Genomic DNA, 23,320 nt, shown 5'->3' on the forward strand with positions numbered 1-23,320 from the left:
ACCCCGTCATTCGCGACCGCCATATAAAAGGCGCCCGCGCCCGGCAGCGACGAGGGACGGCGCGGGGTTTATAACTGAACGTGGCGGTGCGGTCGGCGCGCGCCTCCGAGCGCCCTTTGGGCGCGAGGAGCGCGTGCGAGGGACGCGGTGAGCGACGGGCGACCGAAGGGAGCCCGGAGCGAACCGCGAGGCTGGGGAGGCGTGAGGTGCGGTCGCTTGCGGGGTGGGACTCGAAGGGGCGGCCGCGAGGCGGACGCAGGCGACGGGAGGACCGCAGTGAGTGAGCGGAGCGAACGAACGAGGACCGCCCCGAGCGTGCGTCCGCCTCGCGGCCGGGGCTTCGGCGGTGCTCACGTCGTCCGGTGATTCACGAACGAATATTCGGCTGCTGTCCTCCGTGCCATCGTCTCCCACCGCGATCCCGTAACCGCCACGCTTTATTAATCCGCCCGAGTACCCGCGACATGGACCAGTTGCGGCAGTCGCTCCTCGACGCGCCGATCATCGAGAAAGGCGAGTACCAGTACTTCGTCCACCCGATCAGCGACGGCGTCCCCATGCTCGAGCCGGAGCTGCTCCGGGAGATCGTCATCCGGATCATCCGGAAGGCGGAGCTGGAGAACGTCGACAAGATCGTCACCCCCGCGGCAATGGGGATCCACATCTCCACCGCGCTCTCTCTGATGACCGACATCCCCCTCGTGGTCATCCGCAAGCGTCAGTACGGTCTCGACGGCGAGGTCCCGCTGTTCCAGGAGACCGGCTACTCCGAGTCGGAGATGTACATCAACGACGTCGAGGAGGGCGACCGCGTGCTCGTGCTCGACGACGTGCTCTCGACGGGCGGCACGATGAAGGCCATCCTCGACGCGCTCACCGACGAAGTCGGCGCGGAGGTCGTCGACGTCGTCGCCGTGATCAAGAAGGCCGGTCCCAACGAGCTGGACGACACCGACTACAACGTGAAGACGCTGATCAACGTCACCGTCGAGGACGGCGAGGTCGTGGTCGTCGACGCCCAGGGCGACGAATAGGTCGTTAACTACAGATCCGCGGGGAATTCTGCGAAAGTTCCACTCGCACCTCTATTCGTAGTCGACGACGGACCGGCGCTGGACACTTCCAAAGCCCCAGTCGCGAGGACTCGGTGCGCTCGCTGCGGTCCTCGTCACTCGTTTCACTCGTTCCTGCGGTCCTTGCGTCGCGCGCCTTCGCCCTCGCGACTGCCCCTTTGAGTCCCACCCCGCAAGCGACCGCACCTCACGCCTCCCCAGCCTCGCGGTTCGCTCCGGGCTCCCTTCGGTCGCCCGTCGCTCACCGCGTCCCTCGCACGCGCTCCTCGCGCCCAAAGGGCGCTCGGAGGCGCGCGCCACCGCAACAGATCCGAGTCGGCCGGGATTTGTCTACTCGAACTCCGGCTCGCGCTTCTCGAAGAACGCCGCCATCCCCTCGCGCTGGTCGTGCGTGCCGAACAGGCCGGCCCACGCCCGCCGCTCTAAGGCGAGCCCGGTCGCCGACGATCCGTCGCCGGCCGCGTTCAGCGCCTCCTTCGCGGCCCGCAGCGCGGTCGCGGGCTTCGCGGCCAGCTCTCCCGCCAGCTCGTCGATCCGCTCGTCGAACGCGTCGTCGGCGACGACCTCGCCGACGAAGCCGACCTCGGCGGCCTCGGCCGCGTCGATCCGCTCGCCGAGGAAGATCAGCCGGCGGGCGACCTCGTCGCCGACCAGCGCGGGAAGTCGCTGCGTGCCGCCCCAGCCCGGGATGATCCCGAGGTCGATCTCCGTCTGTCCGAGGACCGCGCTCTCGGCCGCGACCCGCAGGTCGCAGGCGAGCGCCAGTTCGCAGCCGTCGCCGAACGCGTAGCCGTCGACCGCGGCGATAGTCGGCGCGGGGAACGTCTCGATCGCGTCCGCGACGCGGTGGCCGAGCTCGGCGTACGCCTGCGCCTCGGGCGTCGACAGGTCGACCATGTGCGAGATGTCAGCGCCCGCGACGAACGCCTCGTCGCCCGCGCCGGCGAGGACGAGGACGCGCGCGTCGCGGTCGGCCGCCTCGTCGAGCGCGTCCTCGATCGCTTCGAGCGTCTCGACGGTGAGCGCGTTGAGCTGTTCCGGTCGGTCGACGGTGATCGTCGCCACGCCGCGGTCGTCGACGTCGAAGGCGATGGTGTCCCGACTCATACGCGGTCCGTCACGGGGGGGCGTGAAAACGGTTCGGCAGGCGGGTCCGGCGGGCCAGAAACGTCGTCGACGGCCGGCCGCGGTGCGCCCGTCAAACCTCTTCGCGGCTGTCGATCCCCGTGTAGATGAACCACGCCGTCGTGTACACGCCGACGAACAGCAGGTAGCCGACGATCAGCCCTCCGAGCTGTCGGCTCGCGAGCCCGTCGGGGAGCGTCCGCGAGAGGATCCCGAGGGCGAGGGCGAAGACGACGAGCGAGAACAGCCCGGAGAGGGCGTACACGCCGAGGTCCGAGGTGAGGCGGTCGCGCACGCCCCCACAAACGAGGCCGAGTTACATACCCCCATCGGTCGCGCGCCGAATCGCGGGATGGCGGGCGCGAGACCGGTCTCGGTCGGAGACGGGCGCCCGATCGCTTAATCGGACGCGACGCCTATCGGGCGACATGGAGCGCACCCGACGCGAGGTCCTCGGCTCGGGCGCGGCGCTCGCGGCTGTCGCCGCGGCCGGCTGTCTCGACGCGATCGGCGGCACCGACGGCGAAACGGCAAACGACGCGGCGGGAGCGGTCCCCCAGACCGACCCGCCAGTCGACGACCCGGCGAGCGGCTCCGGCTACGACGCGGTGTACGACGCGGTCGCCCCCTCCGTCGCCCGCGTCCAGACGTACGTCGAGAGCCGCGAGACGATTTTCGGTCCCGGCGAGGGGGGCGAGGCCGGACAGGGGTCCGGCTTCCTGTACGACGACCGCCGCCTCGTCACGAACGACCACGTCATCGGGGACCCGGACACGATCCGGGTACAGGGGGCCGACGAGCGCTGGGTGAACGCGACGGTCGTTGGGCGCGACCCCTACAGCGACCTCGCCGTCGTCGAACTGGACGGCGACCTCCCCGGCGACCCGCTCCCGGTGGCGAGCGAGCTGCCCGACATCGGCTCGGAGGTGCTCGTCGTCGGCGCGCCCCTCGGGCTGGAGGGGTCCGCGACGCAGGGGATCGTCAGCGGCCGGAACCGGACGATTCCCGCCTCGTCGACCGCGGCGGGGCGGTACTCGATCGCCGACGCGATCCAGACGGACGCCGCGTTGAACCCCGGCAACAGCGGCGGACCGATCGTCACCCTCGACGGCACCGTCGTCGCCGTCGCGACCGCGACGCAGGGGGAGAACCTCGGCTTCGGCGTCTCCGCGCGGCTCGTCAACGAGGTCGTCCCGGAGCTGATCGCGTCCGGAAGCTACGACCACTCGTACATGGGCGTGAGCGTGCTGGAGGTCGACCCGCTGATCGCGGCCGGCAACGACCTCCCGGAGGCGCGCGGCGTGTACGTCCGCGGCGTGGTCGACGGCGGCCCGGCCGACGGCGTCCTCCGCGGCGCAACCGGCGAGACGACGGTCGAGGGCGCGAGCGTCCCGACCGGCGGCGACGCCATCGTCTCGCTCGACGACACGGAGGTGGCCGAGAGCGCCGACCTCTCGCAGTTCCTCGCGCTGGAGGCGCGTCCCGGCGACACCGTCTCCGTGGGCGTCGTTCGCGACGGAGACGAGCGGACCGTCGAGGTGACCCTCGGGGAGCGACCCGACCCGTGAGACCGCGCCGGCGGTCGCCGGCCGCGGCACCGTTGCGCGGATTGCAACCCCTATAAGCCCCCGGCCACACGTGCGGGTATGAACGGGAACCGGTTCGGCCGACTCTTCCAGCTGACGACCTACGGCGAGAGCCACGGCGACGCGATGGGCGTCACCGTCTCCGGCGTCCCCGCGGGCGTCGAGCTCGACGAGGAGGCGATCCAGGCGCAGCTCGACCGGCGCAAGCCGGGGCAGTCGATGATCACGACCTCGCGGGGCGAGCCGGACGAGGTCGTCGTCAACTCCGGCGTCCAGGACGGCTACACCACCGGCACGCCGATCGGCATGGTGATCCAGAACAAGGACGCCCGGTCGGGCAAGTACGAGCCGTACGTCACCGCGCCGCGCCCCTCGCACGGCGACTACACCTACTCCGCGAAGTTCGGCACGCGCAACTGGGGCGGCGGCGGGCGCTCCTCGGCGCGCGAGACCGTCAACTGGGTCGCGGCCGGCGCGGTCGCCGAGCAGGTGCTCGCCGCCTCCGACCACGACGTGGCGATCAAAGCCCACGTGAACCGGATCGGCGACGTCAAGGCCGACGCGGTGAGCTTCGACCAGCTGCTCGACCGAAGCGAGGAGAACGACGTGCGCTGCGCCGACCCGGACGCGGCCGCCGAGATGCAGGAGCTGATCGAGGAGTACCAAGAGGCGGGCGACTCCATCGGCGGCTCGATCTACTTCGAGTGTCGGGGCGTTCCGCGCGGACTCGGCGCGCCGCGCTTCGACGGCTTCCCGAGCCGGCTCGGGCAGGCGATGTTCTCGATCCCCGCGACGACGGGCGTCGAGTTCGGGCTGGGGAAGGACGCGGTCGACGTGACGGGCAGCGAGCGCAACGAGGACTGGACGTTCGACGACGGCGAGTCGTTCGACCACGTCGAGAGCGAGGCGGGCGACCCCGTCCCCGTCGGCAACGATCACGGCGGGCTTCAGGGCGGGATCACGACCGGCGAGCCGATCTACGGCGAGGCGACGTGGCACGCCCCCACGTCGATCCCGAAGAAGCAGCGCTCCGCCGACTGGGAGACGGGCGAGGAGAAGGAGATCCAAGTCGTCGGCCGCCACGACCCCGTCCTCCCGCCGCGGGCCGTCCCCGTCGTCGAGGCGATGCTCTACTGTACCGTCCTGGACTTCATGCTGCTCGCCGGCCGGATCAACCCCGACCGCGTGGACGGGAATCCGGGCCAGTACGACACCGAGTACCATCCGAGCAGCCCGGAGAACGAGTAGCGGGGGACGCTGGTTCGGCGCGGTTTTTCGCGGTGGCAACGGATTCGAGAGCCGACGAGTCGTTGACTCGCCCACAAATTTATTACAGAATATTACAGACTATGGCACATGCCGATCGGTATCGACGCGTTCGACGACGAACCGGAGGCGGCACTCGACGTGGCCCCCGGGACCCAACCGTATCGGGTCCTCGCGTTCCTCGCCGGGCACGACGACCAAGCGTTCACACAAACCGAGATACACGAGGAGACAGGAATCAAGCGCGGGAGCGTCGGTGCCGTCTTATCGCGACTCGCGGACCGCGGACTCGTCCGCCATCGGGGTCGGTACTGGGCGATCGCCGAGGACGAGCGGCTCGCGTCGTTCGCCGCGCAGCGGGCGGCGAGTTCGGCGTCGACGACGGACGATTACTACGGCGAGGACGAAGCGTGACCGAGGAACGCGGGGCGGTGGTCAAGGGGCCGGATCTGTTCGCGGACAACGAGTTCCGGCCGTACGTCCGGATTAACGACGACACGCACCCGTTCGCCGACGAGGAGGCCGTCTACGTCACCGCGACGACGACGCGCCGCTCGGCCGCGATCCCGCTCACAGAGGAGGACTTCGCCGACGGTGGTCTCCCGCGCGAGACGTACGTCAACCCGTGGACCGTCGTGACGATACGGCACGCGGACATTTACGGCGAGGAGGGACGGCTCATCGAGGAGACGACGGAGGCGATCGCGAGGGCGACGGCGGGGTATCTGGGGGTTCGCTGAGTGCGTAAGGGTCGGAAGATAGCGGTTTGGGTCCTCACTCCCCCGGCGTCCACTCGCAGGCGTTCCCCGCGGTGAGGTCGTTCTCGTCGACGTGCGCCGAGAGGCACGCGTAGTTACAGAAGTACCTCGGCGAGCCGCAGCCGTCGTCGCAGTCGCGCACGCAGATCGGGTCGTGATCGAAGATCCGCGAGCCGCAGTACGCGCAGGACTCGTCGGCGTCGGGCGTCGACACGGTCGTGGACATGGGCGGAGACAGGGCGTACCGCCTTGAAAAGGCGTCGCGCGTCCGTGCGACTCACACCACGACGACGGCGTCGACGACGACGAGCAACACGAAGCCGACGAGGAAGGCGCCGGTCGCGGCGTCGGCGTGTCCGTGCCCGTGCGAGGAGGGGATCAGCTCCCGGAAGACGACCGCGAGCATCGCGCCGGCCGCGAACCCGGACGACACCGGGAACAGCCCGGCGCTCAGTCCGACGAGCGAGTAGCCGAAGACGGACGCGACGACCTGCGGGACGACCCCCGAGAGAGTGGTGTACCAGACCACTCGGAGGTTCGGCATCCCCGTCTCGGCCATCGGCACCGCGAAGGCGAAGCCGTCCGGAACGTTCTGGAGACCGATGACGATCGCGAGCAGCAGCGCCACCTCCTCTAACCCGGACGCGAACGCGACGCCGATCGCCAGCCCCTCCGGCGCGTTGTGGAGGGTGATCGCCCCGCCGATGAGCAGCGCCTTCCGGAGCGACGACTCGCGCTCGGCGAGGAGTCCGGCGTCGTCCGCTGCCGTCCCGGCGCCGGCGTCGCTTTCATCGCTTCGGCCGGTCGCTTCGGCGACCGGATCCGCTGCCGGGGTCTCCATCACGGCCACGTCGTCGTCGGTCGCGCCCCCCTCCGCGAACCACTCTCGGTACTCCGCGTGGAGGTGCGGGATGAGGTAGTTCCCGCCGAGCAGCGCGAAGCCGCCGAGGAGCACCCCGGCCATCACCGCGCGGAGCGTCCCCTCCTCCATGCCGGGGATCACGAGACCGAACACGCTGGCGGCGACCATCAGCCCGGCCGCCAGCCCGAGGGCGGCGTCGTAGACGCGGTGAGTCACGCGGTTCCGGAAGAACACCGGGAGCGCTCCGAGACCGGTCGCCAGTCCCGCGACACCTGTCACGCCGAGGACCGTCGCGAGCGTCGTCATGCGTTTCGCAACCGCACACGGATTGATAAAGGGCCGGGGGCGGACGCCGGGGCGACGGACACCGGGCCGGCGGCCGTCGGAGCGGCGGCCGTCGCCGGGGATCGCGATCAGCGGACCGCCACGCGCCGGAGGTCGCGGCCGTAGGCGGCGAGACCGACGACGAGGGTCGCGACCGCGCTCACCGGGAGGACCGAGAGCCAGCCGGCGGTCGCCCCGACGCCGAAGCGCACCCCCAGTCCCGCGGCGACCCACAGCGTCGCGGCCGCGGCGAGGACGAGCAGTCCGCCCGTCACCCGCCGGTCCTCTCGCCCGAGCGCGACCCCGCCCGTGGCGCTACCGGCCGCGAGCAGGTGGAAGCCGACCGCGAGCGGCCACGCCCGGATCGACGGCGGGAGCGTCGCGAACGGGCGCGGCTGGTCGAGGAAATACGCCCACACCGGGTAGCCGCCGACGCCGCCCCCGTCGGCGCCGAGCGTCACGAACCCCCAGAGGCTCACCAGCGTCGGGGCGTCGTCGCCGCCCGGAACGACCACCATCGGGACCGCGAGCAGGCCGACGACGAGGAGCCACTCGACGCGCCCGCTGGTCGACGGACTCTCCGGTCCCGACCCGGATCGCGACGCCGACTCCGCGGCCGACCGCGAACCGCCGCCCGGTCTCACCATACGAGCGGTTCGACCCTCGGAAGTAAGTATGGTCGGAAAACGCGGCCGAGGTCAGCCGCGACGGCGAGCGTCGCCGCGGCGTCGAGAGATTTTAAGCGTTCCCCGCGAGAACGACCGCCCATGCCAGCCCTCCGCTCGATCCGACCCGCGGTCGGTGCCGTCGCGAAGAACCCCGTTCTCGTCGGGGTCTCGGCGCTGTTCGCGCTCGCACAGCTCCCCGATCTCCTCGTGGGACCGGCCGCCAGCCCGGAGCTCTCGGCGGCGGTGTCGGCGCTGACGTTCGGGATCCTGCTCCTCGTCGCCCCCTTCTTCCAGGGCGGCCTGCTCGCGATGGCGGACGAGGCGCTCGACCGGAAGACGGGCCTCGCGACGCTCGTCTCGGCGGGGAAGGAACACTACCTGCCGCTGCTCGTCGCGTACCTCGCGGTCCTCGGCGTGAGCCTCGCGTTCGGCTTCCTCGCCTTCGTCGGCGTGCTCCTCGGGGTCGCCGGCAACCTCCTCAGCGAGCCGTCCGGATTCCTCGTCGTCCCCGCCGAGGACGTGACGCTCGTCGCGGTGCTCGCGATCATCGCCGTCGGGCTGTTCGGCGCGTACCTGCTCGTCACGTTCCTGATCCAGTTTTACGCGCACGCCGTCGTCGTCGACGACGCCGAACTCGTCGCCGCGTTCCGCCGCAGCGTCCGAGTCGTGCGATCGAACCTCGGCGTCACCCTCCTGTACACGGTTCTCCTGACCGCCGGCGCCTCCGCGTTCGGTCTCCTCGTCGCCGTCGCGTCGCTGTCGCTCGCACCGGCGCCGGCGATCGAAAACGCCCCGGCGTGGGTCCCGACCGTCGAGGTCGGCACGGGGGGAGCCGTCGGCGTCGGGGTCGCGGTGGTGGTCGTTACCGGCGTCCTCGGCGCGCTGTGGGCGACCTACTCCGTGGCGTTCTACCGCGCGCTCTCGGATCGGACCCCCGCTGCGGGGCGGTAGGCGTGACTCACCGGTGTCCGAACCGCGGGTCGAACCACCTGACCCGGACGGGCGCCGGACTCCTCCGGCCGCGGCGTTCGACGCGGACCGAGGGCATTTAACCGCCGGGGGCGAACCGGTCGATCGACATCCGATGTCGCCCTCCGTCCCCTCGTTCGGGAGCGCCGAGCGGTCGGCGTCCGCCGACGGCGCCAGCGACTCCCGCGGTCCCGGCGCGTCCGGCGGATCCGGTAGGCTCGGATCCGACCGCGGCCTCCGGATCCGGATGCTCGTCGCGACCGCGCTGGTCGTCGCGCTCCCGTTCGCGTTCGTGTACGCGTTCGTCTTCCTGATCAACGCGGTCGGTCTCCCGCTGTTGGAGTGGGCGAACGAGCGCCCCTACACCGGCGAGGTGTACGTCGATCCCGTCTTCCTCGCGGTCGTCGTCTTCGGCGGACTCGCCGTCCAGTACCGGTACGGGCCGCGGACCGTGCTGCGCTCGGTCGGCGCGCGGCGCGTCTCGGCCGACGAGTACCCCGAACTCCGCGCCGCGGTGACGCGGCTGGCCGCGCAGGCCGACGTGCCCGTCCCAGATATCGCCGTCAAGCGAACCGAGCTCCCGAACGCGTTCGCGGTCGGGACGTCGGGCGACGGCACCGTCGTCGTCACAACGGAGCTCCTCGACCGGCTCGACGACGAGGAGCTGGACGCCGTGCTCGCCCACGAGCTGTCGCACCTCGCGAACCGCGACGCGAGCCTGATGACGGTCGCGTGGGTGCTGCCGACGGTCACCTACTACGTCGCCGCCCTCGCCTTCTACGTCCTCTACGGCCTGTTCAAGCTCCTCCAATTCGGCGGTGGCGGGGGCGGAGGCGACCGAGACGGGCGCGCGCTCGCGGTCGGTCTCGTCGTGATCACCGTCAGCGCGCTGCTGACGCTCACCGTCTCCGCGATGTTCTGGGTCGGGAGCGTCCTGATCCACCGCGTGCTCTCGCGATACCGCGAGTACGCGGCCGACCGCGGGGCCGCGGAGATCACCGGCTCGCCCGCCGCGCTGGCGAGCGCCCTGCGGACCGTCGACGAGGTGATGCCGGAGGTGCCCGACAGCGACCTCCGCGAGCTCGACGGCGGCGCGGAGGCGCTGTACCTCGCGCCGCTGGAGGCCCGGGCGTTCGGCGACAAGGAGCTGGTCAGCACGGACGTGTTCCCGGAGACGCACCCGCCGACCCGAGAGCGGATCGCGCGGCTCCGCGAGCTGGCGGGTGAGGAGGCGTGACGGGCGACGAACGCCCCTCGTCGCCGCCGACCCGCCGGCGGTTCCTCGCGGGCGTCGCGACCGCCTTCGCGGCGGCGACCGCCGGCTGCGGCTACGTCCCGGGCGGCGGCGACCTCGCGTGGCGGGAGTCGCTCCGGGTCGGGAGCCTGGCGTTCGGTTCCGACAGGCGGTCCCTCCCGGCCGAGGATCGGCTGGTCACCGTCGAGAACCAGTCCGGGCGCGACTACGACTTCGAGGAGGAGGTCTGGCGCGACGTCGAGAACGCGGCCGTCTCGGTCCTCACGCCCGACGGGACTCTCCGGAGCGTCGGCGAGACGGAACGGCAGGCCGTCGGTGCGCCCGCGGTCGGCGGCGACGCCGTCTTCCTCCCGCTCGAACGGGATCGACTGACGGCGGTCGACCTGTCGGAAGGGGAACCGTCAGCGGGCGGTTCGTCCGAGGCGGATCCCGCCGGGAGCGACGGCTCGACGGAGGAGTCGGCGGACGGCGCGGTCCGCTGGCGGATCGACGCCGGATCGCTCCTCGCGACCGGATCCGAGGGCGGGTCCGGGAACGACGGGACGGCCGACGGGGACGAGACGACCGACGGAGACGGGACGGCCGACGGGGACGAGACGACCGACGGAGACGGGACGACCGACGGGGGTGGGTCGTCCCTCCGCGGCGTCCGCGCGAGCGACTCGATCGTCGTCGCGGTGGGAGCGCACGGGATCGCGGCGGTCGACGCGGAGACGGGCGACCGCGCGCTCGCGGTCCCGGACCTGTGGACCGACGAGAGCGGCGGGTCCCCCGCCGACCCGACGCCGCGCGTCGCGGTCGACGACGCTACCGTGTGGGTTCTGATCCCCGGAGACGCGGCGGCAACCGAGAACGGCGACGCGACGGTCGTCGGGTACGATCGGACGGGAGCGCGCCGCGTCGAGCGTGCCGTCGACGACGCGAACGACTGGATCGTCGCCGTCGACGGCACCGTCGCGGTCGGCGGCGCCGACGGGACGCTCACCGGATACGACCGCGAACTCGAACGCCGGTTCGCGCTCGACGCGCAGGCCCCCGAGAGCCGACCGCCTCACGTCTCGGGCGAGGGACGCCTCTACTACTCGCACGGGCGGACGGTCGTCGGGGTCGACGTCGACGCGGGCGAGGTCGCGTTCGAGCGGTCGGATCTCCCCCGGGGTCACCTCGCCGTCGACGAGCGGGGCGCGTACGTCGCGGAGCGCGGGGACGGATTCGACGACGCGGAAGCCCGGATGGTCGCCGTCGGTACCGACGGGTCGGTTCGGTGGGAGACACCGTTCCCGGAGGGCGTCGAGCCGTCGGAGCTGTTCGCGATCGGCGGGCGGCTGGTCGCCCTCGACGGCGGCACGGCGTACGGGTTCCGCGCGACCCCGGGCGAGCGCTGGTCGCCGCTCGGGTAGAAGCGAAATCGGTCGGGAAGAAGCGAGATCGAGCGAGCCGACCGCGACGCGTCAACCCAGCAGGCTCTCGCCGTCGAACTCGGCGTCGACGTCGACGTCCATCAGGTCGAGGACGGTCGGGGTCACGTCGAAGAGGTTCGCGTCGGTCAGGTCGAGGTCGGGGTCGGTCGCGTACAGCAGCGAGTTCTCGAACTTGTGCATCCCGTTTCGCGGGCCTTCGGTGAAGACGGCCTCCTTGCCCGAGAAGCCGGACTTGAGGTCGAACCCGTCCGCGGGAATGACGACCAGGTCCGGGGCGATCTCGTCGTGGTCGCCGTCGAAGACGGTCTCGCCTTTCACGATCCGCTTGCACACCTCTCGGCCGTCCGGCCCGGTGAGCGATTCGAGGTCGTCGATGAGTTCCTCGCGCGTCTCCTCGTACTCCGCTTCGGGAACGACGCCGTTCGGCTCGCGTCCCTCCAGGTTGAGGTAGAACCGGCCGGGAATGAGCGAGTACGCGCGGGTCTCGTCGTCGATGTCCGTGAGCGAGTCGTGGTCGGCGTCCTCGTAGGAGAGCCACCCCTCGTCGGCGAGGAACTGGTTGAAGTTCACCTCCCAGTTCAGCTCAGTGAAGCCGTGGTCGGAGGCGACGATCAGCGTGGTGTCGTCGTCCAGCGAGTCGCGGATCTCGCCGATGTACCCGTCGAGCCGCCGGTAGAACTCGAGGAACTCCTCGGCGTACTCGCCGTCGTTCGCGTAGTCGCCGAACAGGAAGTGGTTCACCCGGTCGGTGCTCATGAAGACGCCGAAGAAGAGGTCCCAGTCGTCCTCGGCGAGGTAGTGAGAGAAGGCCTCGTACCGGGCGTCGAGGGTCGCGTACGCGTTCTCGACGAACTCCGTCTTGTCGTCGTCGTGGCCGAGCTTGGCGTTGACGTCGATGCGGTAGTCGAAGCCGTCGAGCGTCTCGCGGACCGACTCGTCGCTCGCGGCCGCGTCGAGGTCGGGCGAGAGGAAACCGGAGACCATCCGCTGGACCCGCGTCGACGGCGGGAACGTCACGGGAACGTTGAGGACGGTCGCGTCGCGGCCGGCGTCGGTGACGCGGTCCCACAGCCGGGTCGCCTTCACGTGGCGCCCGAGCGGGACGTACGTCTCGTAGGAGTCGACCTCGCGATCCTGAAAGCCGTACACGCCCGTGGCGCCGGGGTTCACGCCGGTCGTGAGGCTCGGCCAGCACGCGCTCGACTCCGGCGGGACGATGCTCTCCAGCCGCCCGCCGGAGCCGGTCTCGGCGATGTCGGTCAGGTTCTCGAAGACGTCGGGATGGTCCTCGACGAGATCGAGCGGTACGCCGTCGATTCCGAGGAAGACGACGCGGCCGTCGTCGTCGCCGCGGAGCCGGTCGAACAGACCCATGTCCGCTGGTTCCGCGGCGGTCGACATATCCCTTGTGTTCCACGAGACCGCGGCGGCGACGGCCCACGCGTCGGCGGTCGCCCGCGGCCGAGATTCAGAAGGCATATCTCCCTTCGCGCCGACGGGTTCGGCGTATGAGCGACGACTTCCCGGCGAGCGTCGACGTCGATTACACGGACGGCGAGGGCGAGAGTCCCGACGACTACCCGTCGATCCAGCACAAAATCGAGAAGGCGGTCGAGGTCACCCGCCGCGGGCTCGAACAGTACGACAACCCCGCGGTGATGTGGACCGGCGGCAAAGACTCCACGCTGACGCTGTACTTCATCAATCAGGTGGCCGAAGAGTACGGCTACGAGAAGCCCACCGCCGTGTTCATCGACCACTTCCAGCACTTCGACTCGATCACCGACTTCGTCGAGCACTGGGCCGACGAGTGGGGGATCGACCTCGTGTACGCCCGCAACGACGACGTCGGCGCGTACGTCGAAGAGCACGGTCTCGAACCGGGTGACGACATCCCCGTCGACGCGCTCTCGGAGCACAACCAGCACCACATCCGAGAGATCCTGGAGTTCGAAGAGGACGCGTTCCCGTTCCTCTTGGACACCTACGTCGGGAACCACCTGCTGAAGACGGTCGCGCTCAACGACGCACTCGAGGAGTACGACATCGACGGCGTCATCTCGGGCGTCCGCTGGGACGAACAGGAGGCCCGCGCCGACGAGACGTTCTTCTCGCCGCGCCACGATCCTGATCTGTTCCCGCCCCACGATCGCATCCAGCCCATCCTCCAGTTCGCCGAGACCGACGTGTGGGACGCCTTCTGGAACTTCGTGGTGCCGGACACCGTCGACGCGTTCCCCGACGAGGGGTACATCCCGCAGGCCGACGACGACCTCCCCGAGGGGGTCACCCAAGCGGACGTACCCATCTCGCCGAAGTACTTCGCCGGATTCCGCTCGCTCGGCAGCGAGGTCTCGACGGAGAAGACGACCGAAGAGCCCGCGTGGCTCCAGAACCTCGAGGGCACGACCGAGCGCGCCGGCCGCGCCCAGGACAAAGAAGACCTGATGGAGCGCCTGCGCGACCTCGGCTACATGTAACGCTCGGCCGAGACTTCGACCGGATTTTTTTGATCGTGTGAAAGAGCCGAGTCAAACATGGCCGCGTACCGATTCCGTGTCTACACCCACGCGAGCGTATTTATGTATGGGTACCCATACGTAAGTCATGAGCAAGAATATCTCGATCAGCGACGACGTGTACCGCCGGCTCAAACGCGAGAAGGGCGATCGGAGTTTCAGCGATCTCATCGCCGACACGCTGGACGAGGGGGGCCGGCTCGCTGACGTGACCGGACAGCAGGTGCTCGACCCGGAGACGTACGCTGAGGTCGACGCCGAGATCGAGCGGCTGAGCGACGGGACGCTGGATCGACTGACCGACAGAGCGACTGATCGATGAAGCTGCTCGACACATCGGTCGTCGTCGACATCGACCGCGGCGGTATCGACGAGAAGGTACAGGCCCTCGACGAGCAGGGTCGCCACGCGCTCAGCATGGTGACGGTGACGGAGCTCCGACTGGGCGTCGAACTACAGTACGATCGCGGAACCGACGCGTATCGACAGGCGATGGACGACCTTGATCGACTCCTCGCGCGCTTCGAGGTGTACCCGATCTCACGGCCGATAACGACGGCGGCCGCCGAGATAATCGCGGATCTCCGAGACGACGGGCAGCGGCTCGACGACTTACACGACGTGTACATCGGCGCGACCGCACGCGCACAGCAGTTGCCGGTGTTGACGGCGAACGTCGATCACTTCGAGCGCATCGAGAACGTGCCGGTCGTCGACTGGGCGGAATTCTGAACGGTGGCCGAGTACCGCCTGGCGTTCCCAAGAACTACTCGTCGCGGTACGGCTCACACACGAGTTCGACGCCCTCCTCGAAGCCGATCTCCGGCTCCCAGCCGGTCGCCTCGTGGAACGTCGAGTAGTCGGCCATCGTGTCGTGGACGTAGCCGTCGAAGGGGCACTCGATGTAGACGGGGTCGATGTCGGTGCCGAGCGCGTCGTTGATCATCGCGACCATCTCGTTGAACGAGTACGCCTCCTGGGTGCCGACGTTGTACACGCCCGTCAGTTCGTGGTCGGCCGCCAGCTCGCAGGCGCGGGCCACGTCCGAGACGTGCGTGAAGTCGCGGGTCTGGCTGCCGTCGCCGAACAGCTCGGGCGCCTCGCCGTTCGCGATGGCGTCCGCGAACTGCGCGACCGTGTTCGCGTACTCGCCTTTGTGTTCCTCGTTGCCGCCGAACCCCTGGTACACCGAGAAGAACCGGAGGCCGGCCATGTTCATCTCGTGGTGGTTCGCGTAGTACTCGGCGTAGCGCTCGCGAGCGAGCTTCGAGGCCTCGTAGGCGGTGCGCGCCTCGACGTCCATGTCGACCGGGGAGGGTTCGGTGCGGCTCCCGTAGATCGAGGAAGTGGAGGCGTAGACGACGGTGTCACAGCCCGCTTCGCGGGCGCGCTCGACGGTGTTGACGAACCCCTCGACGTTGACCCGGCAGCCGCGCTGGGGGTCGGACTCGTGCATGTTCCGCGAGGAGAGCGCGGCGAGGTGGAAGACGACGTCGACGTCGACGGGGAACTCGCCGTCGACGACCGAGGCCTCGACGAACTCCACGTCGGAATCGAGGTTCTCGGACGTCCCGAGATAGGTGTCGTCGACCGCGATCACGTCGTTGTCGGCCGCGAGGCGGTTCGCGAGGTTCGAGCCGATGAAGCCGGCGCCGCCCGTGACGAGGACGCGTTTGTCCTGCATGGGTTACGCTCGTTCGGGCGTCCGGATTATCGTGTCGGTCCGGCGTCGACAGAGAGTGGAGATGAAATGTTAACTTGTGGATACTCTTGTAAATGGTACTTAGATAAGCTGATCCCATGCCAAGACAAACGATTGTAACCGGTTTTCGGCGGTATCGGTTCGACGTGGCAAAACGTATTTGAGAAGTGGTTTATTCATTGCTTTACTTCATGAAGGACACGTTCGACAGCATTTCGAGTCCCATATGTGACGTGTTGGAATCGGAACCCGTGGCGATGACAGGCCGCGTGTAACCATGGCGCACCCTCGACGGGAAAGACCGGGTTGTCAATCTGGTGTTTTTCACGCAGTTCTGAGAGAAACATCGATATGATCGCGTTTGTTCTCTCGGATAGAGCCGTACGTGGACAAGCGGTTCGTGTCGGGATCGACGGCAGCGTACAGCCAATATCGCTCAGGTTTGGGATCTATCACGACTTCATCGACCGCGACGAGACTCGAGTTGGGACCGTCTGTCGGCTGTAAATCGGCTTTTTGTACCCCTCGGTGGACTGTAGTTCAACGGGGATCGGCATCCAAGTTTTCAATTATCGAAACGGTATTCGAAAATGATATTCCAGCCAAATGGAGTCGGATACCGAGTTTTATCGCCGGTTCGGGCGTCACCTCTCGCTCCAGAAAATCTAACTCGATACAGCCGCTACCGCCGTTGAGACGGTCGAAACTGAGCATAGACCGTTCGATCCTCTGACCACCTCATTCCCGGCCTTATCTCAACACTACCCCACCGACACCTCGAAATCACGCGATACGCTCTTTGATCCGCCTGAGGGCGGGGAGGAGAACATTGCCGAGCGTTAGTCGAAAGTGCGGACTAAGAACGGCTAATGTACCGAAGTAGACGGCAGCGCCGAAACCGATAAGTCCGACGACCGGGAGCCACCACGACAGCGCAATCAAGGGCCTGACGGCGATGATAGTGATGTACATCAGTACTGCGCTCCCGAACTGTGCCCACAGCGGCCAAGGGAGGATGATACCGCCCAACTCTCTTTTGCTTAAGTATTGGTAGGAAAATAATACTACTACTTCGACAAAAAGGGTCGCCGCAATAATCCCCAGCAGGCCGTCCCAGTAGTAACCGAGCACACCGGCGAGCGGAAGGTGGATGATGAGTGCCGCTGTCCGGAGTCGGAAGACGAACTGCGGCCGGTCAGAGCTTTCGAGCGCCGTCGCGAACGGGTCCTGATAGATGTAGAAGATGAAGAAGCCGGCCACACCAACGAGTGCGGCTCCCCCAGCGCCGAAGCTTGACCCGAAAAAGGTCCGCATTAGTGCCGCTGGCATCGCCAGCGCACCGAAGAACATCGGGAGGACAAGCAGCCCCGAGTATGCGACGGTGTTCACTACATCCTCCCTGATTTCTTGGCCGAGCGAGGTGAGTCCACTCACTTTCACTCCGAGCGCGTTTGAGATGCTCCCCGAGAGCTGTTGGGCCGGCGTGACGATCCGGAGCGCCGTCTCGTAGAATCCCACTGCCGCGTCCCCCGCGAAGAAGCCGATGAGGATCACGTCGACACGCTTGTAGAAGTCCTCGACGACAGCGGTCGGCACAGAGTAGCGCGCAAAGACGAAGAGGTCCTCGCTAGTGTCACCGAATCCCTTGAGTCTGGGTCGGACGCCGGCGGCAGCAAACACTCCGAGCGCGGTGATGAGCGTTCCGCCAGCGAGGCCAGCAAGCAGGCCGAACGCTTCGTAGCCCGCGAACAACAGCGGAAGCTGGAATCCGAGTGTGAGTACGCTCCGGACGGTGTCGGCCCACAGCGAGCGGCTCGGGTATCCCAGCCCGGCGTAAAAGCGATTGAGTATCTGGAAGAGTCCGACCGTGGCGAGCACGGCTACGACGGCCGTGACGACGAGCGGCGTCATTGGCAAGAACGAGGTGTAGTACGCGACGGCAAACGTGGCAGTCGCGACGACGACGACCCACGCGAGGTGGAACGCTATCCCCACTGCCAGATACGGACGGGGGTCCGCACCCGCCTCGCTGACGCGCTTCTTCAGGGCAACCCCGACACCCGCGTCGACGCGGACAAGGAGGAGCGCTATCGCGAGCGCGAAGTAGTACCGCCCCGTCCCCGCGGGGCCGAGGACGCGAGCGAATAACACCACCCCGACGAACCCCAGTCCGGACATCGTAAATTTCGCTGCGACCGAGGAGAGGGCTTCGCTACCCAGATCGAGGTCAGCGGTGTTCTCCGCCATCCGTTACTTGTAGCCCAGTGCTTCGAGGTCGTCTTCAGGGAGTTGGTCCTTCGAGACGGGCTCTGCTGCGGTGGCGGCCCACTCCTCCAACGCGAGTTCGAGGTCACGGTCCGTCGCTGTTTCGCCGTCGAGGGTGCGAATGCCCTCTGCGTTGGCAAAGTGCTGAGCGTTCATCGCGGCATGGCTGCCGTTCGACGCAGCAAACGCGGTACCTCGCGAGAGATCCCCGTCACCGTGTTCAGCGCCCAGAAATACAGAGGGAATATCCACGAGGCTCCGGACCTCGCTGTCGGCAAGGTCGACAGAAAGGTTCCGCCCGGTGGCTGGCACGCGCAGTATCTCGGGGCACATCGTCGCGTGGTGGCCCCACTCACCGTACTCACCGAGCAACTCGCCGTGGTCCGCGCAGAACAACACTCTTGTCTCGTCGGGCACCGCTTCCCAGAGGCGCGCGAGGCGGTCATCCAGTTCCTGAACCTCGCCCCGGTAGAGTTCACGTCCGAGTTCGACGTCGTCCTCGCTCCCGCGGCCGTCGAGCAGGCGGCGGGTGACCTTCTGGGCCTCCGTCCGCGAGACCGGGGCGTCGTCTGGGTTGTACGGGTGGTGAGGCTCCATAAAGTGGAGCCAGCCGAACCAGTCGCCGTCGGGCGCCTCCGTCGCGACGTCCTCCAACAGGTCGTCGATGACCTCGGCCGCGGGTCGGTAGTCGCGAGAGGCGTCTCCAACCGTGCCCCGCAGGCTCTGGTATGCGTTGTACGCCCGCGAGGCGATTCCGTAGACGGTGCTCTGAGGCGTCATGTTCGCCGCAACCCGGTCCTTCAGCGAGGATCCGTCGCGCTCGGGTTCGACGAAGCGGTCGAAACCCGCGTCGTAGCCGTAGCGTTCGGAGAGGAAGCGGTTCGTCGAAACGCCAATTTTGTAGCCGGCGTCGACCTTCGGCACGAAGCTCTCCTCGGGCGTCACGCCTGCCTCGTCCGGATAGACCCCACCGATGATCGACTGGAAACAGGATGGTGTCGCCGTGTTCGTCGCGAACGTCGCTGGGTGGGCCTCGCCGAGGAACGCCCGCGTCTCAGGCATGTACTGGTAGTGGTCGTAGCGTAGGGAGTCCACGGTGACGAGAAGGGCGGGCGGGCTCATCGTCCGTCCTTCGCTCCCGTTGGGCATAAATCTCGTGCGGCGCTCATCTGTACCCCAGCGCGGTCAAGCGGTCTTCTAGCGTCGACTGTTCAAGTTCGACCTCCACGGGTTCGATCTTGGGTTCCAGAGTCCACTCATCGGTGGCGCTCGTCTCCACCCACGGCACTTCCCGGAGGGCGGACGCCGGGACGTGACGATAGTGGCCGTAAAGGCCCCACTCGCCGAAGGCCTCGCCGTGGTCGCTGGAGATGATAACTGTTCCGGAGTCGAGGTTCTTCAGGAGGGGCGCAACCCCGTCCTCAAGCACCCAGCGGAGGTTGTCTCGGTAGGCGGCCCACGCCTCTTCTTGGTCTATCTCACCCATCTGGAGGAGGTCCCAAACCGATTTTTCAGCCTCGCCGCGCTCGTCTGCCTCCGCGCGGTCGCCCACGTCGAGCGATCGGTAAGGAACGTGAGGTTGCATGTAGTGGACGATCAGGCGGTCGAAGTTTCCCTCCCGGCCGACCGAGACGGCCCGATCGGTGACAGTTTCGGGCGGGACGACACCGAGGTCGTCGTCCCAGCCGTAACGCCACACCTCGTCAAGTAGGCCGAACGCTTCGGGGTCGGGTTCGAAGGCGTCGCCGAACTCTTGTGAGAAGTTGTTCGCGCAGACGTAGGCGGTGTCAGCTATTGTTTCCGGATCCGCGCCCGCGAACGTCCGGTCAAGGAACTCCCATGACGTGGAACCGACCGAAGTGAAAGAGGGGATGTCACCGGGGAGGAAGTCGTACTCGTTACTCACTTCGGCCATCACGTCGGGACGGCAGGTGTCGAGGAGCAGGAGGACATCCCACTCCTCCTCGTAGACGTTCGTACCCCGCTGATCGAACCCAAAGGTGTGAGAGGAGTGACGCAGGGCGCCGCCCCAAAAATCAAGAGCAGCTGAACGCCCGCCCTTACGCAATCCGTACTGGTCGAGTTTGAACCGGGACTCCTCAACCCAGTCGACAAACGTCATACGTACCCGAGGGCTTCGAGGCGGTTCTGGCGCTCCGAATCGGACACCTCGGACTCGGTAGGTCCGGTCTCTACCACGAGTTCGCCCGAGTCTGTCGCGCTCGTCTCCACCCACGGAACCTCCTTCAGCGTCCGAATTGGAACGTAGGGTGGGTGGGCGTATGTGCCCCACTCCCGGCCGGTCGGGCCGTTGCCGGTCCACTTCTGTAGCCCCCAGCGACCGAACACCTCGCCGTGGTCGCTGGTGAGGACGACCGTATCGGCGTCGACGTTGTTCAAGAGTGGTTCGACACCGTCTTCCATCACCCAGCGGAGGTTGTCACGGTAGGCGTCCCACACTTCCTCAACCGAAACTTCACCCGCGCGGAGTTCCTCCCACATCTCGCGCGCCGGGTGGGTCGCGCCCTGGTTGCCGATACCGGGTTTCTCGTCCCAGCCGTAGCGGTCGATCATCGAGCGATAGGGGGCGTGGGGCTGCATATAGTGAACGACCAGCTGCTCGGGATCGTATTCGCGCGCGGCGGCGACGGCGCGCTCGGTGACCACGTCGGGTGGCGTCGTGTAGTCGTCGTCGTTCCAGCCGTACTTGTGGACCTCGTCCAGGTGGAGGAGGGCGTCCTCGTCGATATGCTCAGCGAACAGGTTGGACGTGACGTACGCTGTATCCGCCAGCTTCTCGGTGTAGTTCCCGTTGACGCTCCGGTCTATCGTCGGTTCGGGGTAGTCTCCGTTGGTGAAGTTCTTCTTCACCCACTCAACGGAGGCCGACCCGAGGGAGATGTGGGTCGGCACGTCTCGGGGGACGTAGTCGTACTCCCCGGCCATTTCCGCGAGCAGATCTGGACGACAAGTGTCGAGGACGACCAGCACGTCCCACTCGCGCTCAAACACCGACGTGCCGTAGTTGTAGCCGTTCCGTCCGACCCGGTCGAGGACGCCCGTAAGGAGTGCCTCAGCGGAGCCCCGCCCGCCGGTGAGGGCCCCGTACTCCGCCACGCGCTCCCGGGATTCGTCCATCCAGTCCTGAAGCGTCATATTGAGCTGTCATCGCGCCGTGCGGCACGACGTGTTATCGGGAGAGTTGGCCCCGCTCCTTTTAATACTTCCCTATTGGTAGCGCCCCGTGACCCGGAGACGGCCGTCACAGGGACTCTCAATGAGGTTCAAGGGCATCGAGGGGAGTCAGCGGTAGCCCAGCGCTGCGAGGCGGTCCTCAACCTCCCGGTCGCTCAGCCGGGTGGCCTCGGGCTCTATCTCCGGATCGAGTTCGCCCGAGTCGCTCGCCTCCGTCGTCGCCCACGGCACCCGCTTGAGCGGCGGGATGGGCGCAGGCGTGCTGTGACCGTAGTACCACCAGTCGCCGAACCCCTCGCCGTGGTCGCTAGTCACGGCTACTGTGCCGTCGATGTTCTCCAAAAGCGGCGCGACACCGCTGTTGAGAACCCAGCGCAGTGTGTCCCGGTAAGCCCTCCACGTCTCATCGACGGTGAGGCGGCCCGTCCTCAGGCGCTCCCACATATTCATCTCCGGGCGGTCATCCGGGTTATCCATTCCCACGGTGAGGGAGTACCACTCGGGGTGTTCCTGAACGAAGGTCCTGTAGGGGGCGTGAGGCTGCATGTAGTGGACGATCAGTCGCTCGGCGTCGTGTTTGCGGCCGATGGCGACGGCGCGGTCGGTGAGGTTCTCCGGCGGGACGTTCCCCCAGTTCACATCCCACGCGTACTTCCAGACCTCGTCTATCAGGTAGAGCGCGTCGGGGTCGGGTATGTCTCTGGTGTGCGGATTCGCGCTCACATAGGCCGTCTTCTCCAGTTCCTCGCCGTGCTCGTCGGGGTCGAAGGTCTTGCGTATCCACTCCGGCGAGCGCGACCCGACGGAGTTGATCCGGTCTCGCTCCGGGTTGTACCCCGAGAGGAAGTCGTACTCCTCGCTGACTTCGGCCAGCAGGTCGGGGCGACAGGTGTCCAACACGACCAATACGTCCCACTCTTTCTCCCAGACAGGAGTGCCGTAGTTGTATATGTGTTCGCCGATTTTGCCCAGCCCACCTTCGTACAACTCTTGGACGGCGCCGTAAACGCCCGTCGCCGCGCCGTCGCGCCCGAAGCGTTTGACGCTGTTCTCGACCCACTCGCCGAGCGTCATTCCGCGTCACCCCCCTCGAACGGGTCCGGTGGCTGGGTTTCACCGCCCCGCGTGTCTCCCGAACCGGAGTCGGACTCCCCGGATACGTCCGTCTCGAGCACCGTCACGCAGGACTCAGACTGCGCTCGTGCGACGGCCTCGCGCATCCCCTCGCGGAACGCCGCTGTACTGTAGCGCTCGGCGAAGGTCTGGATCTGCGCGGAGGACCATGCGACGCCCTCCTGTTCGAAGCGCGCTATCGACTCGCGAATACTCGCTGGGTTGGGGCCGTGGGTGTAGCCGTTCTCACCGTCCCGAACTTGGTACTTTGTGTACCCCTCCGCGACCCCGAGGACCGGGGTACCACTCGCGAAGGCCTCAACGGGTATCATCCCGAAGTCCTCGTTCATCGCGTTGAACAACAGAGCCTTCGCCTCACCGAGGCGACGTTTCTTCTCGGTCTCGTCCATGTAACCAACGAATGTGACGTTCTCGGGCGCGCGCGATTCAAGGGCGCCGCGCTCCCTGCCCGCACCGCCAACAACGAGTTCGGTGTCTAATTCGTCGAAAGCGTCGACGATGGCGCCGATTCTCTTCTCCGGGATGAGCCGGGAGTACGTCAGGTAGTAGTCCGCTCGCTCGCGGGGTTCGTACTCCCCAACAGGGACCGGTGGGTAGACGACACTCACCTTTTCGCTGGGGACGCCCCAGTAGCGCTGGACCCGCCGCGCGACGAGTTCGCTATTGGCGACGAAGCGGTCTGGGTAGTTCGTGTTCGGCAGGAACAGCGTCCGAGCGAGGAAGGCATAGAGACGGGTTATCGGACTCCCAGCACGCTGCTGGAACAGGTCGTATGGCGTGCGCGGCGTGCTGTGGATATAGTGTACGAGCGTTTGTTCATCTTCGGGGACATACCATGACAGTTCGTTCTTCGAGAGGACGAGCGTGTCGTACTCGGTTAGCTCGGGGAGTCGCTGCGCAGCCCACGCGTAGTAGAGGTCTCGTGTGAGGATGTTCCGTTTCAGGAAGGAGACGGGCGAGTCATTGAATAGGCTTGTCGTCTCCACGTCGGTGGGCAGATAATCAGGATCACCGAAACCATAGTAGAGTGGCGCATCAAAGAGCCGTGCGAGTTCGTCTGAGACCCGTTCGGCACCACCGCGTTCGAGGTAGTTGCCGTGTGCGACGGCGACGCTCCCGAAAGTCTCAGCGTCAACTGACTTTAGGTCCGTATCAGCGGTCTCGTCCACGTCGTCGTCATCTCCCGCTTCTTTCATAC

24 protein-coding genes and 1 pseudogene are annotated in these 23,320 nt (G+C 67.3%); 11 read left to right on the forward strand and 14 right to left on the reverse strand.

The annotated features are described in order from the left end of the window. Window positions 1-464 precede the first annotated feature (464 nt). Entirely contained in the window at window positions 465-1,034 is a 570-nt protein-coding gene (hpt, locus tag J2744_RS01975; RefSeq protein WP_209543748.1) for a hypoxanthine/guanine phosphoribosyltransferase, read from the forward strand. Between the two features lie 369 nt (window positions 1,035-1,403). On the opposite strand, the gene J2744_RS01980 is transcribed toward hpt, so the two are convergent. Together J2744_RS01980 and J2744_RS01985 are read right to left on the reverse strand one after the other, a co-directional pair. Continuing rightward, complete coding sequence (locus J2744_RS01980; protein ID WP_209543750.1) at window positions 1,404-2,180, reverse strand: enoyl-CoA hydratase/isomerase family protein; 777 nt, start codon at window positions 2,178-2,180, stop codon at window positions 1,404-1,406. 91 nt (window positions 2,181-2,271) lie between these two features. After that, window positions 2,272-2,493: a hypothetical protein gene (locus J2744_RS01985; protein WP_209543752.1), complete on the reverse strand. Its 222-nt coding sequence runs from the start codon at window positions 2,491-2,493 to the stop codon at window positions 2,272-2,274. A gap of 133 nt (window positions 2,494-2,626) precedes the next feature. Between J2744_RS01985 and J2744_RS01990 the strand changes: the two genes are divergently transcribed. The 4 genes from J2744_RS01990 to J2744_RS02005 all read left to right on the forward strand — a co-directional run bounded on the left by J2744_RS01990 (window position 2,627) and on the right by J2744_RS02005 (window position 5,790). Continuing rightward, window positions 2,627-3,766 (forward strand): S1C family serine protease, encoded by a 1,140-nt coding sequence (locus J2744_RS01990; RefSeq protein WP_209543755.1) that lies wholly within the window; start codon window positions 2,627-2,629, stop codon window positions 3,764-3,766. 78 nt (window positions 3,767-3,844) lie between these two features. Next, window positions 3,845-5,032 (forward strand): chorismate synthase, encoded by a 1,188-nt coding sequence (gene aroC / locus J2744_RS01995; protein ID WP_209543757.1) that lies wholly within the window; start codon window positions 3,845-3,847, stop codon window positions 5,030-5,032. A gap of 108 nt (window positions 5,033-5,140) precedes the next feature. Further along, window positions 5,141-5,464 carry a MarR family transcriptional regulator gene (locus tag J2744_RS02000; RefSeq protein WP_209543761.1) on the forward strand — a complete coding sequence of 108 codons (324 nt, stop codon included), beginning with the start codon at window positions 5,141-5,143 and terminating at the stop codon, window positions 5,462-5,464. After that, entirely contained in the window at window positions 5,461-5,790 is a 330-nt protein-coding gene (locus J2744_RS02005; protein ID WP_209543763.1) for a hypothetical protein, read from the forward strand. The genes J2744_RS02000 and J2744_RS02005 overlap by 4 nt, the downstream gene beginning before the upstream one ends. Before the next feature lie 34 nt (window positions 5,791-5,824). Here the strand turns inward: J2744_RS02005 and J2744_RS02010 are convergent, their stop codons facing one another. The 3 genes from J2744_RS02010 to J2744_RS02020 all read right to left on the reverse strand — a co-directional run bounded on the left by J2744_RS02010 (window position 5,825) and on the right by J2744_RS02020 (window position 7,641). After that, on the reverse strand, window positions 5,825-6,034 hold the full coding sequence (locus tag J2744_RS02010) for a hypothetical protein (protein WP_209543765.1): 210 nt from the start codon (window positions 6,032-6,034) through the stop codon (window positions 5,825-5,827). Between the two features lie 51 nt (window positions 6,035-6,085). Then, window positions 6,086-6,976 (reverse strand): ZIP family metal transporter, encoded by an 891-nt coding sequence (locus J2744_RS02015; protein ID WP_209543768.1) that lies wholly within the window; start codon window positions 6,974-6,976, stop codon window positions 6,086-6,088. A gap of 107 nt (window positions 6,977-7,083) precedes the next feature. Further along, on the reverse strand, window positions 7,084-7,641 hold the full coding sequence (locus tag J2744_RS02020; RefSeq protein ID WP_209543770.1) for a TIGR04206 family protein: 558 nt from the start codon (window positions 7,639-7,641) through the stop codon (window positions 7,084-7,086). 120 nt (window positions 7,642-7,761) lie between these two features. Here J2744_RS02020 and J2744_RS02025 point away from each other — a divergent pair, with 120 nt between their 5' ends. From J2744_RS02025 to J2744_RS02035, 3 genes are all read left to right on the forward strand, one after another. Next, the gene (locus tag J2744_RS02025) at window positions 7,762-8,613 is read left to right on the forward strand and encodes a DUF7847 domain-containing protein (protein ID WP_209543772.1); all 852 of its coding nucleotides are present in this window, start codon (window positions 7,762-7,764) and stop codon (window positions 8,611-8,613) included. A 133-nt stretch (window positions 8,614-8,746) separates the two neighbouring features. Further along, window positions 8,747-9,868 carry a M48 family metalloprotease gene (locus J2744_RS02030; protein WP_209543781.1) on the forward strand — a complete coding sequence of 374 codons (1,122 nt, stop codon included), beginning with the start codon at window positions 8,747-8,749 and terminating at the stop codon, window positions 9,866-9,868. Continuing rightward, window positions 9,865-11,286, forward strand: coding sequence for a hypothetical protein (locus tag J2744_RS02035; RefSeq protein ID WP_209543790.1), 1,422 nt, complete (start codon window positions 9,865-9,867; stop codon window positions 11,284-11,286). The genes J2744_RS02030 and J2744_RS02035 overlap by 4 nt, the downstream gene beginning before the upstream one ends. A 51-nt stretch (window positions 11,287-11,337) precedes the next feature. Here the strand turns inward: J2744_RS02035 and J2744_RS02040 are convergent, their stop codons facing one another. After that, window positions 11,338-12,681 (reverse strand): alkaline phosphatase family protein, encoded by a 1,344-nt coding sequence (locus J2744_RS02040; protein WP_209543793.1) that lies wholly within the window; start codon window positions 12,679-12,681, stop codon window positions 11,338-11,340. 134 nt (window positions 12,682-12,815) lie between these two features. Between J2744_RS02040 and J2744_RS02045 the strand changes: the two genes are divergently transcribed. The 3 genes from J2744_RS02045 (at window position 12,816) to J2744_RS02055 (ending at window position 14,558) form a co-directional block, all read left to right on the forward strand. After that, the gene (locus J2744_RS02045) at window positions 12,816-13,787 is read left to right on the forward strand and encodes a phosphoadenosine phosphosulfate reductase family protein (protein ID WP_209543795.1); all 972 of its coding nucleotides are present in this window, start codon (window positions 12,816-12,818) and stop codon (window positions 13,785-13,787) included. Window positions 13,788-13,914: 127 nt separating this feature from the next. Next, the gene (locus J2744_RS02050; protein ID WP_209543797.1) at window positions 13,915-14,148 is read left to right on the forward strand and encodes an antitoxin VapB family protein; all 234 of its coding nucleotides are present in this window, start codon (window positions 13,915-13,917) and stop codon (window positions 14,146-14,148) included. Then, a complete protein-coding gene (locus tag J2744_RS02055; RefSeq protein ID WP_209543800.1) occupies window positions 14,145-14,558 on the forward strand; it encodes a type II toxin-antitoxin system VapC family toxin in 414 nt (137 codons plus the stop codon). Before J2744_RS02050 ends, J2744_RS02055 begins: the two co-directional genes overlap by 4 nt. Before the next feature lie 34 nt (window positions 14,559-14,592). On the opposite strand, the gene J2744_RS02060 is transcribed toward J2744_RS02055, so the two are convergent. The 8 genes and pseudogenes from J2744_RS02060 to J2744_RS02095 all read right to left on the reverse strand — a co-directional run bounded on the left by J2744_RS02060 (window position 14,593) and on the right by J2744_RS02095 (window position 23,318). Next, a complete protein-coding gene (locus J2744_RS02060; RefSeq protein ID WP_209543808.1) occupies window positions 14,593-15,510 on the reverse strand; it encodes an NAD-dependent epimerase/dehydratase family protein in 918 nt (305 codons plus the stop codon). Between the two features lie 99 nt (window positions 15,511-15,609). Beyond that, window positions 15,610-16,242, reverse strand: a pseudogene (locus J2744_RS02065) (IS6 family transposase). 69 nt (window positions 16,243-16,311) lie between these two features. Continuing rightward, window positions 16,312-17,775, reverse strand: a complete 1,464-nt coding sequence (locus J2744_RS02070; RefSeq protein WP_209543810.1) for an oligosaccharide flippase family protein — start codon at window positions 17,773-17,775, stop codon at window positions 16,312-16,314. 3 nt (window positions 17,776-17,778) lie between these two features. Further along, window positions 17,779-18,915, reverse strand: a complete 1,137-nt coding sequence (locus J2744_RS02075) for a sulfatase-like hydrolase/transferase (protein ID WP_209543812.1) — start codon at window positions 18,913-18,915, stop codon at window positions 17,779-17,781. A 43-nt stretch (window positions 18,916-18,958) separates the two neighbouring features. Then, a complete protein-coding gene (locus J2744_RS02080; RefSeq protein WP_209543813.1) occupies window positions 18,959-19,915 on the reverse strand; it encodes an alkaline phosphatase family protein in 957 nt (318 codons plus the stop codon). Then, window positions 19,912-20,949, reverse strand: a complete 1,038-nt coding sequence (locus J2744_RS02085; protein WP_209543816.1) for an alkaline phosphatase family protein — start codon at window positions 20,947-20,949, stop codon at window positions 19,912-19,914. Before J2744_RS02085 ends, J2744_RS02080 begins: the two co-directional genes overlap by 4 nt. Before the next feature lie 147 nt (window positions 20,950-21,096). Beyond that, a complete protein-coding gene (locus tag J2744_RS02090; RefSeq protein WP_209543817.1) occupies window positions 21,097-22,062 on the reverse strand; it encodes an alkaline phosphatase family protein in 966 nt (321 codons plus the stop codon). After that, window positions 22,059-23,318: a glycosyltransferase gene (locus tag J2744_RS02095; RefSeq protein WP_209543819.1), complete on the reverse strand. Its 1,260-nt coding sequence runs from the start codon at window positions 23,316-23,318 to the stop codon at window positions 22,059-22,061. Before J2744_RS02095 ends, J2744_RS02090 begins: the two co-directional genes overlap by 4 nt. Window positions 23,319-23,320: the final 2 nt, after the last annotated feature.

The sequence above is a fragment of the Halorubrum trapanicum genome, assembly GCF_017873555.1.
Lineage (GTDB): Archaea > Halobacteriota > Halobacteria > Halobacteriales > Haloferacaceae > Halorubrum > Halorubrum trapanicum.

Coding starts and splice junctions, on each gene's coding strand:
- hpt (WP_209543748.1), top strand. CDS start 465: ATGGACCAGTTGCGGCAGTCGCTCCTCGACGCGCCGATCATCGAGAAA.
- J2744_RS01980 (WP_209543750.1), bottom strand. CDS start 2,180: ATGAGTCGGGACACCATCGCCTTCGACGTCGACGACCGCGGCGTGGCG.
- J2744_RS01990 (WP_209543755.1), top strand. CDS start 2,627: ATGGAGCGCACCCGACGCGAGGTCCTCGGCTCGGGCGCGGCGCTCGCG.
- aroC (WP_209543757.1), top strand. CDS start 3,845: ATGAACGGGAACCGGTTCGGCCGACTCTTCCAGCTGACGACCTACGGC.
- J2744_RS02000 (WP_209543761.1), top strand. CDS start 5,141: ATGCCGATCGGTATCGACGCGTTCGACGACGAACCGGAGGCGGCACTC.
- J2744_RS02010 (WP_209543765.1), bottom strand. CDS start 6,034: ATGTCCACGACCGTGTCGACGCCCGACGCCGACGAGTCCTGCGCGTAC.
- J2744_RS02015 (WP_209543768.1), bottom strand. CDS start 6,976: ATGACGACGCTCGCGACGGTCCTCGGCGTGACAGGTGTCGCGGGACTG.
- J2744_RS02020 (WP_209543770.1), bottom strand. CDS start 7,641: ATGGTGAGACCGGGCGGCGGTTCGCGGTCGGCCGCGGAGTCGGCGTCG.
- J2744_RS02025 (WP_209543772.1), top strand. CDS start 7,762: ATGCCAGCCCTCCGCTCGATCCGACCCGCGGTCGGTGCCGTCGCGAAG.
- J2744_RS02030 (WP_209543781.1), top strand. CDS start 8,747: ATGTCGCCCTCCGTCCCCTCGTTCGGGAGCGCCGAGCGGTCGGCGTCC.
- J2744_RS02040 (WP_209543793.1), bottom strand. CDS start 12,681: ATGGGTCTGTTCGACCGGCTCCGCGGCGACGACGACGGCCGCGTCGTC.
- J2744_RS02045 (WP_209543795.1), top strand. CDS start 12,816: ATGAGCGACGACTTCCCGGCGAGCGTCGACGTCGATTACACGGACGGC.
- J2744_RS02050 (WP_209543797.1), top strand. CDS start 13,915: ATGAGCAAGAATATCTCGATCAGCGACGACGTGTACCGCCGGCTCAAA.
- J2744_RS02055 (WP_209543800.1), top strand. CDS start 14,145: ATGAAGCTGCTCGACACATCGGTCGTCGTCGACATCGACCGCGGCGGT.
- J2744_RS02060 (WP_209543808.1), bottom strand. CDS start 15,510: ATGCAGGACAAACGCGTCCTCGTCACGGGCGGCGCCGGCTTCATCGGC.
- J2744_RS02070 (WP_209543810.1), bottom strand. CDS start 17,775: ATGGCGGAGAACACCGCTGACCTCGATCTGGGTAGCGAAGCCCTCTCC.
- J2744_RS02075 (WP_209543812.1), bottom strand. CDS start 18,915: ATGAGCCCGCCCGCCCTTCTCGTCACCGTGGACTCCCTACGCTACGAC.
- J2744_RS02080 (WP_209543813.1), bottom strand. CDS start 19,915: ATGACGTTTGTCGACTGGGTTGAGGAGTCCCGGTTCAAACTCGACCAG.
- J2744_RS02085 (WP_209543816.1), bottom strand. CDS start 20,949: ATGACGCTTCAGGACTGGATGGACGAATCCCGGGAGCGCGTGGCGGAG.
- J2744_RS02090 (WP_209543817.1), bottom strand. CDS start 22,062: ATGACGCTCGGCGAGTGGGTCGAGAACAGCGTCAAACGCTTCGGGCGC.
- J2744_RS02095 (WP_209543819.1), bottom strand. CDS start 23,318: ATGAAAGAAGCGGGAGATGACGACGACGTGGACGAGACCGCTGATACG.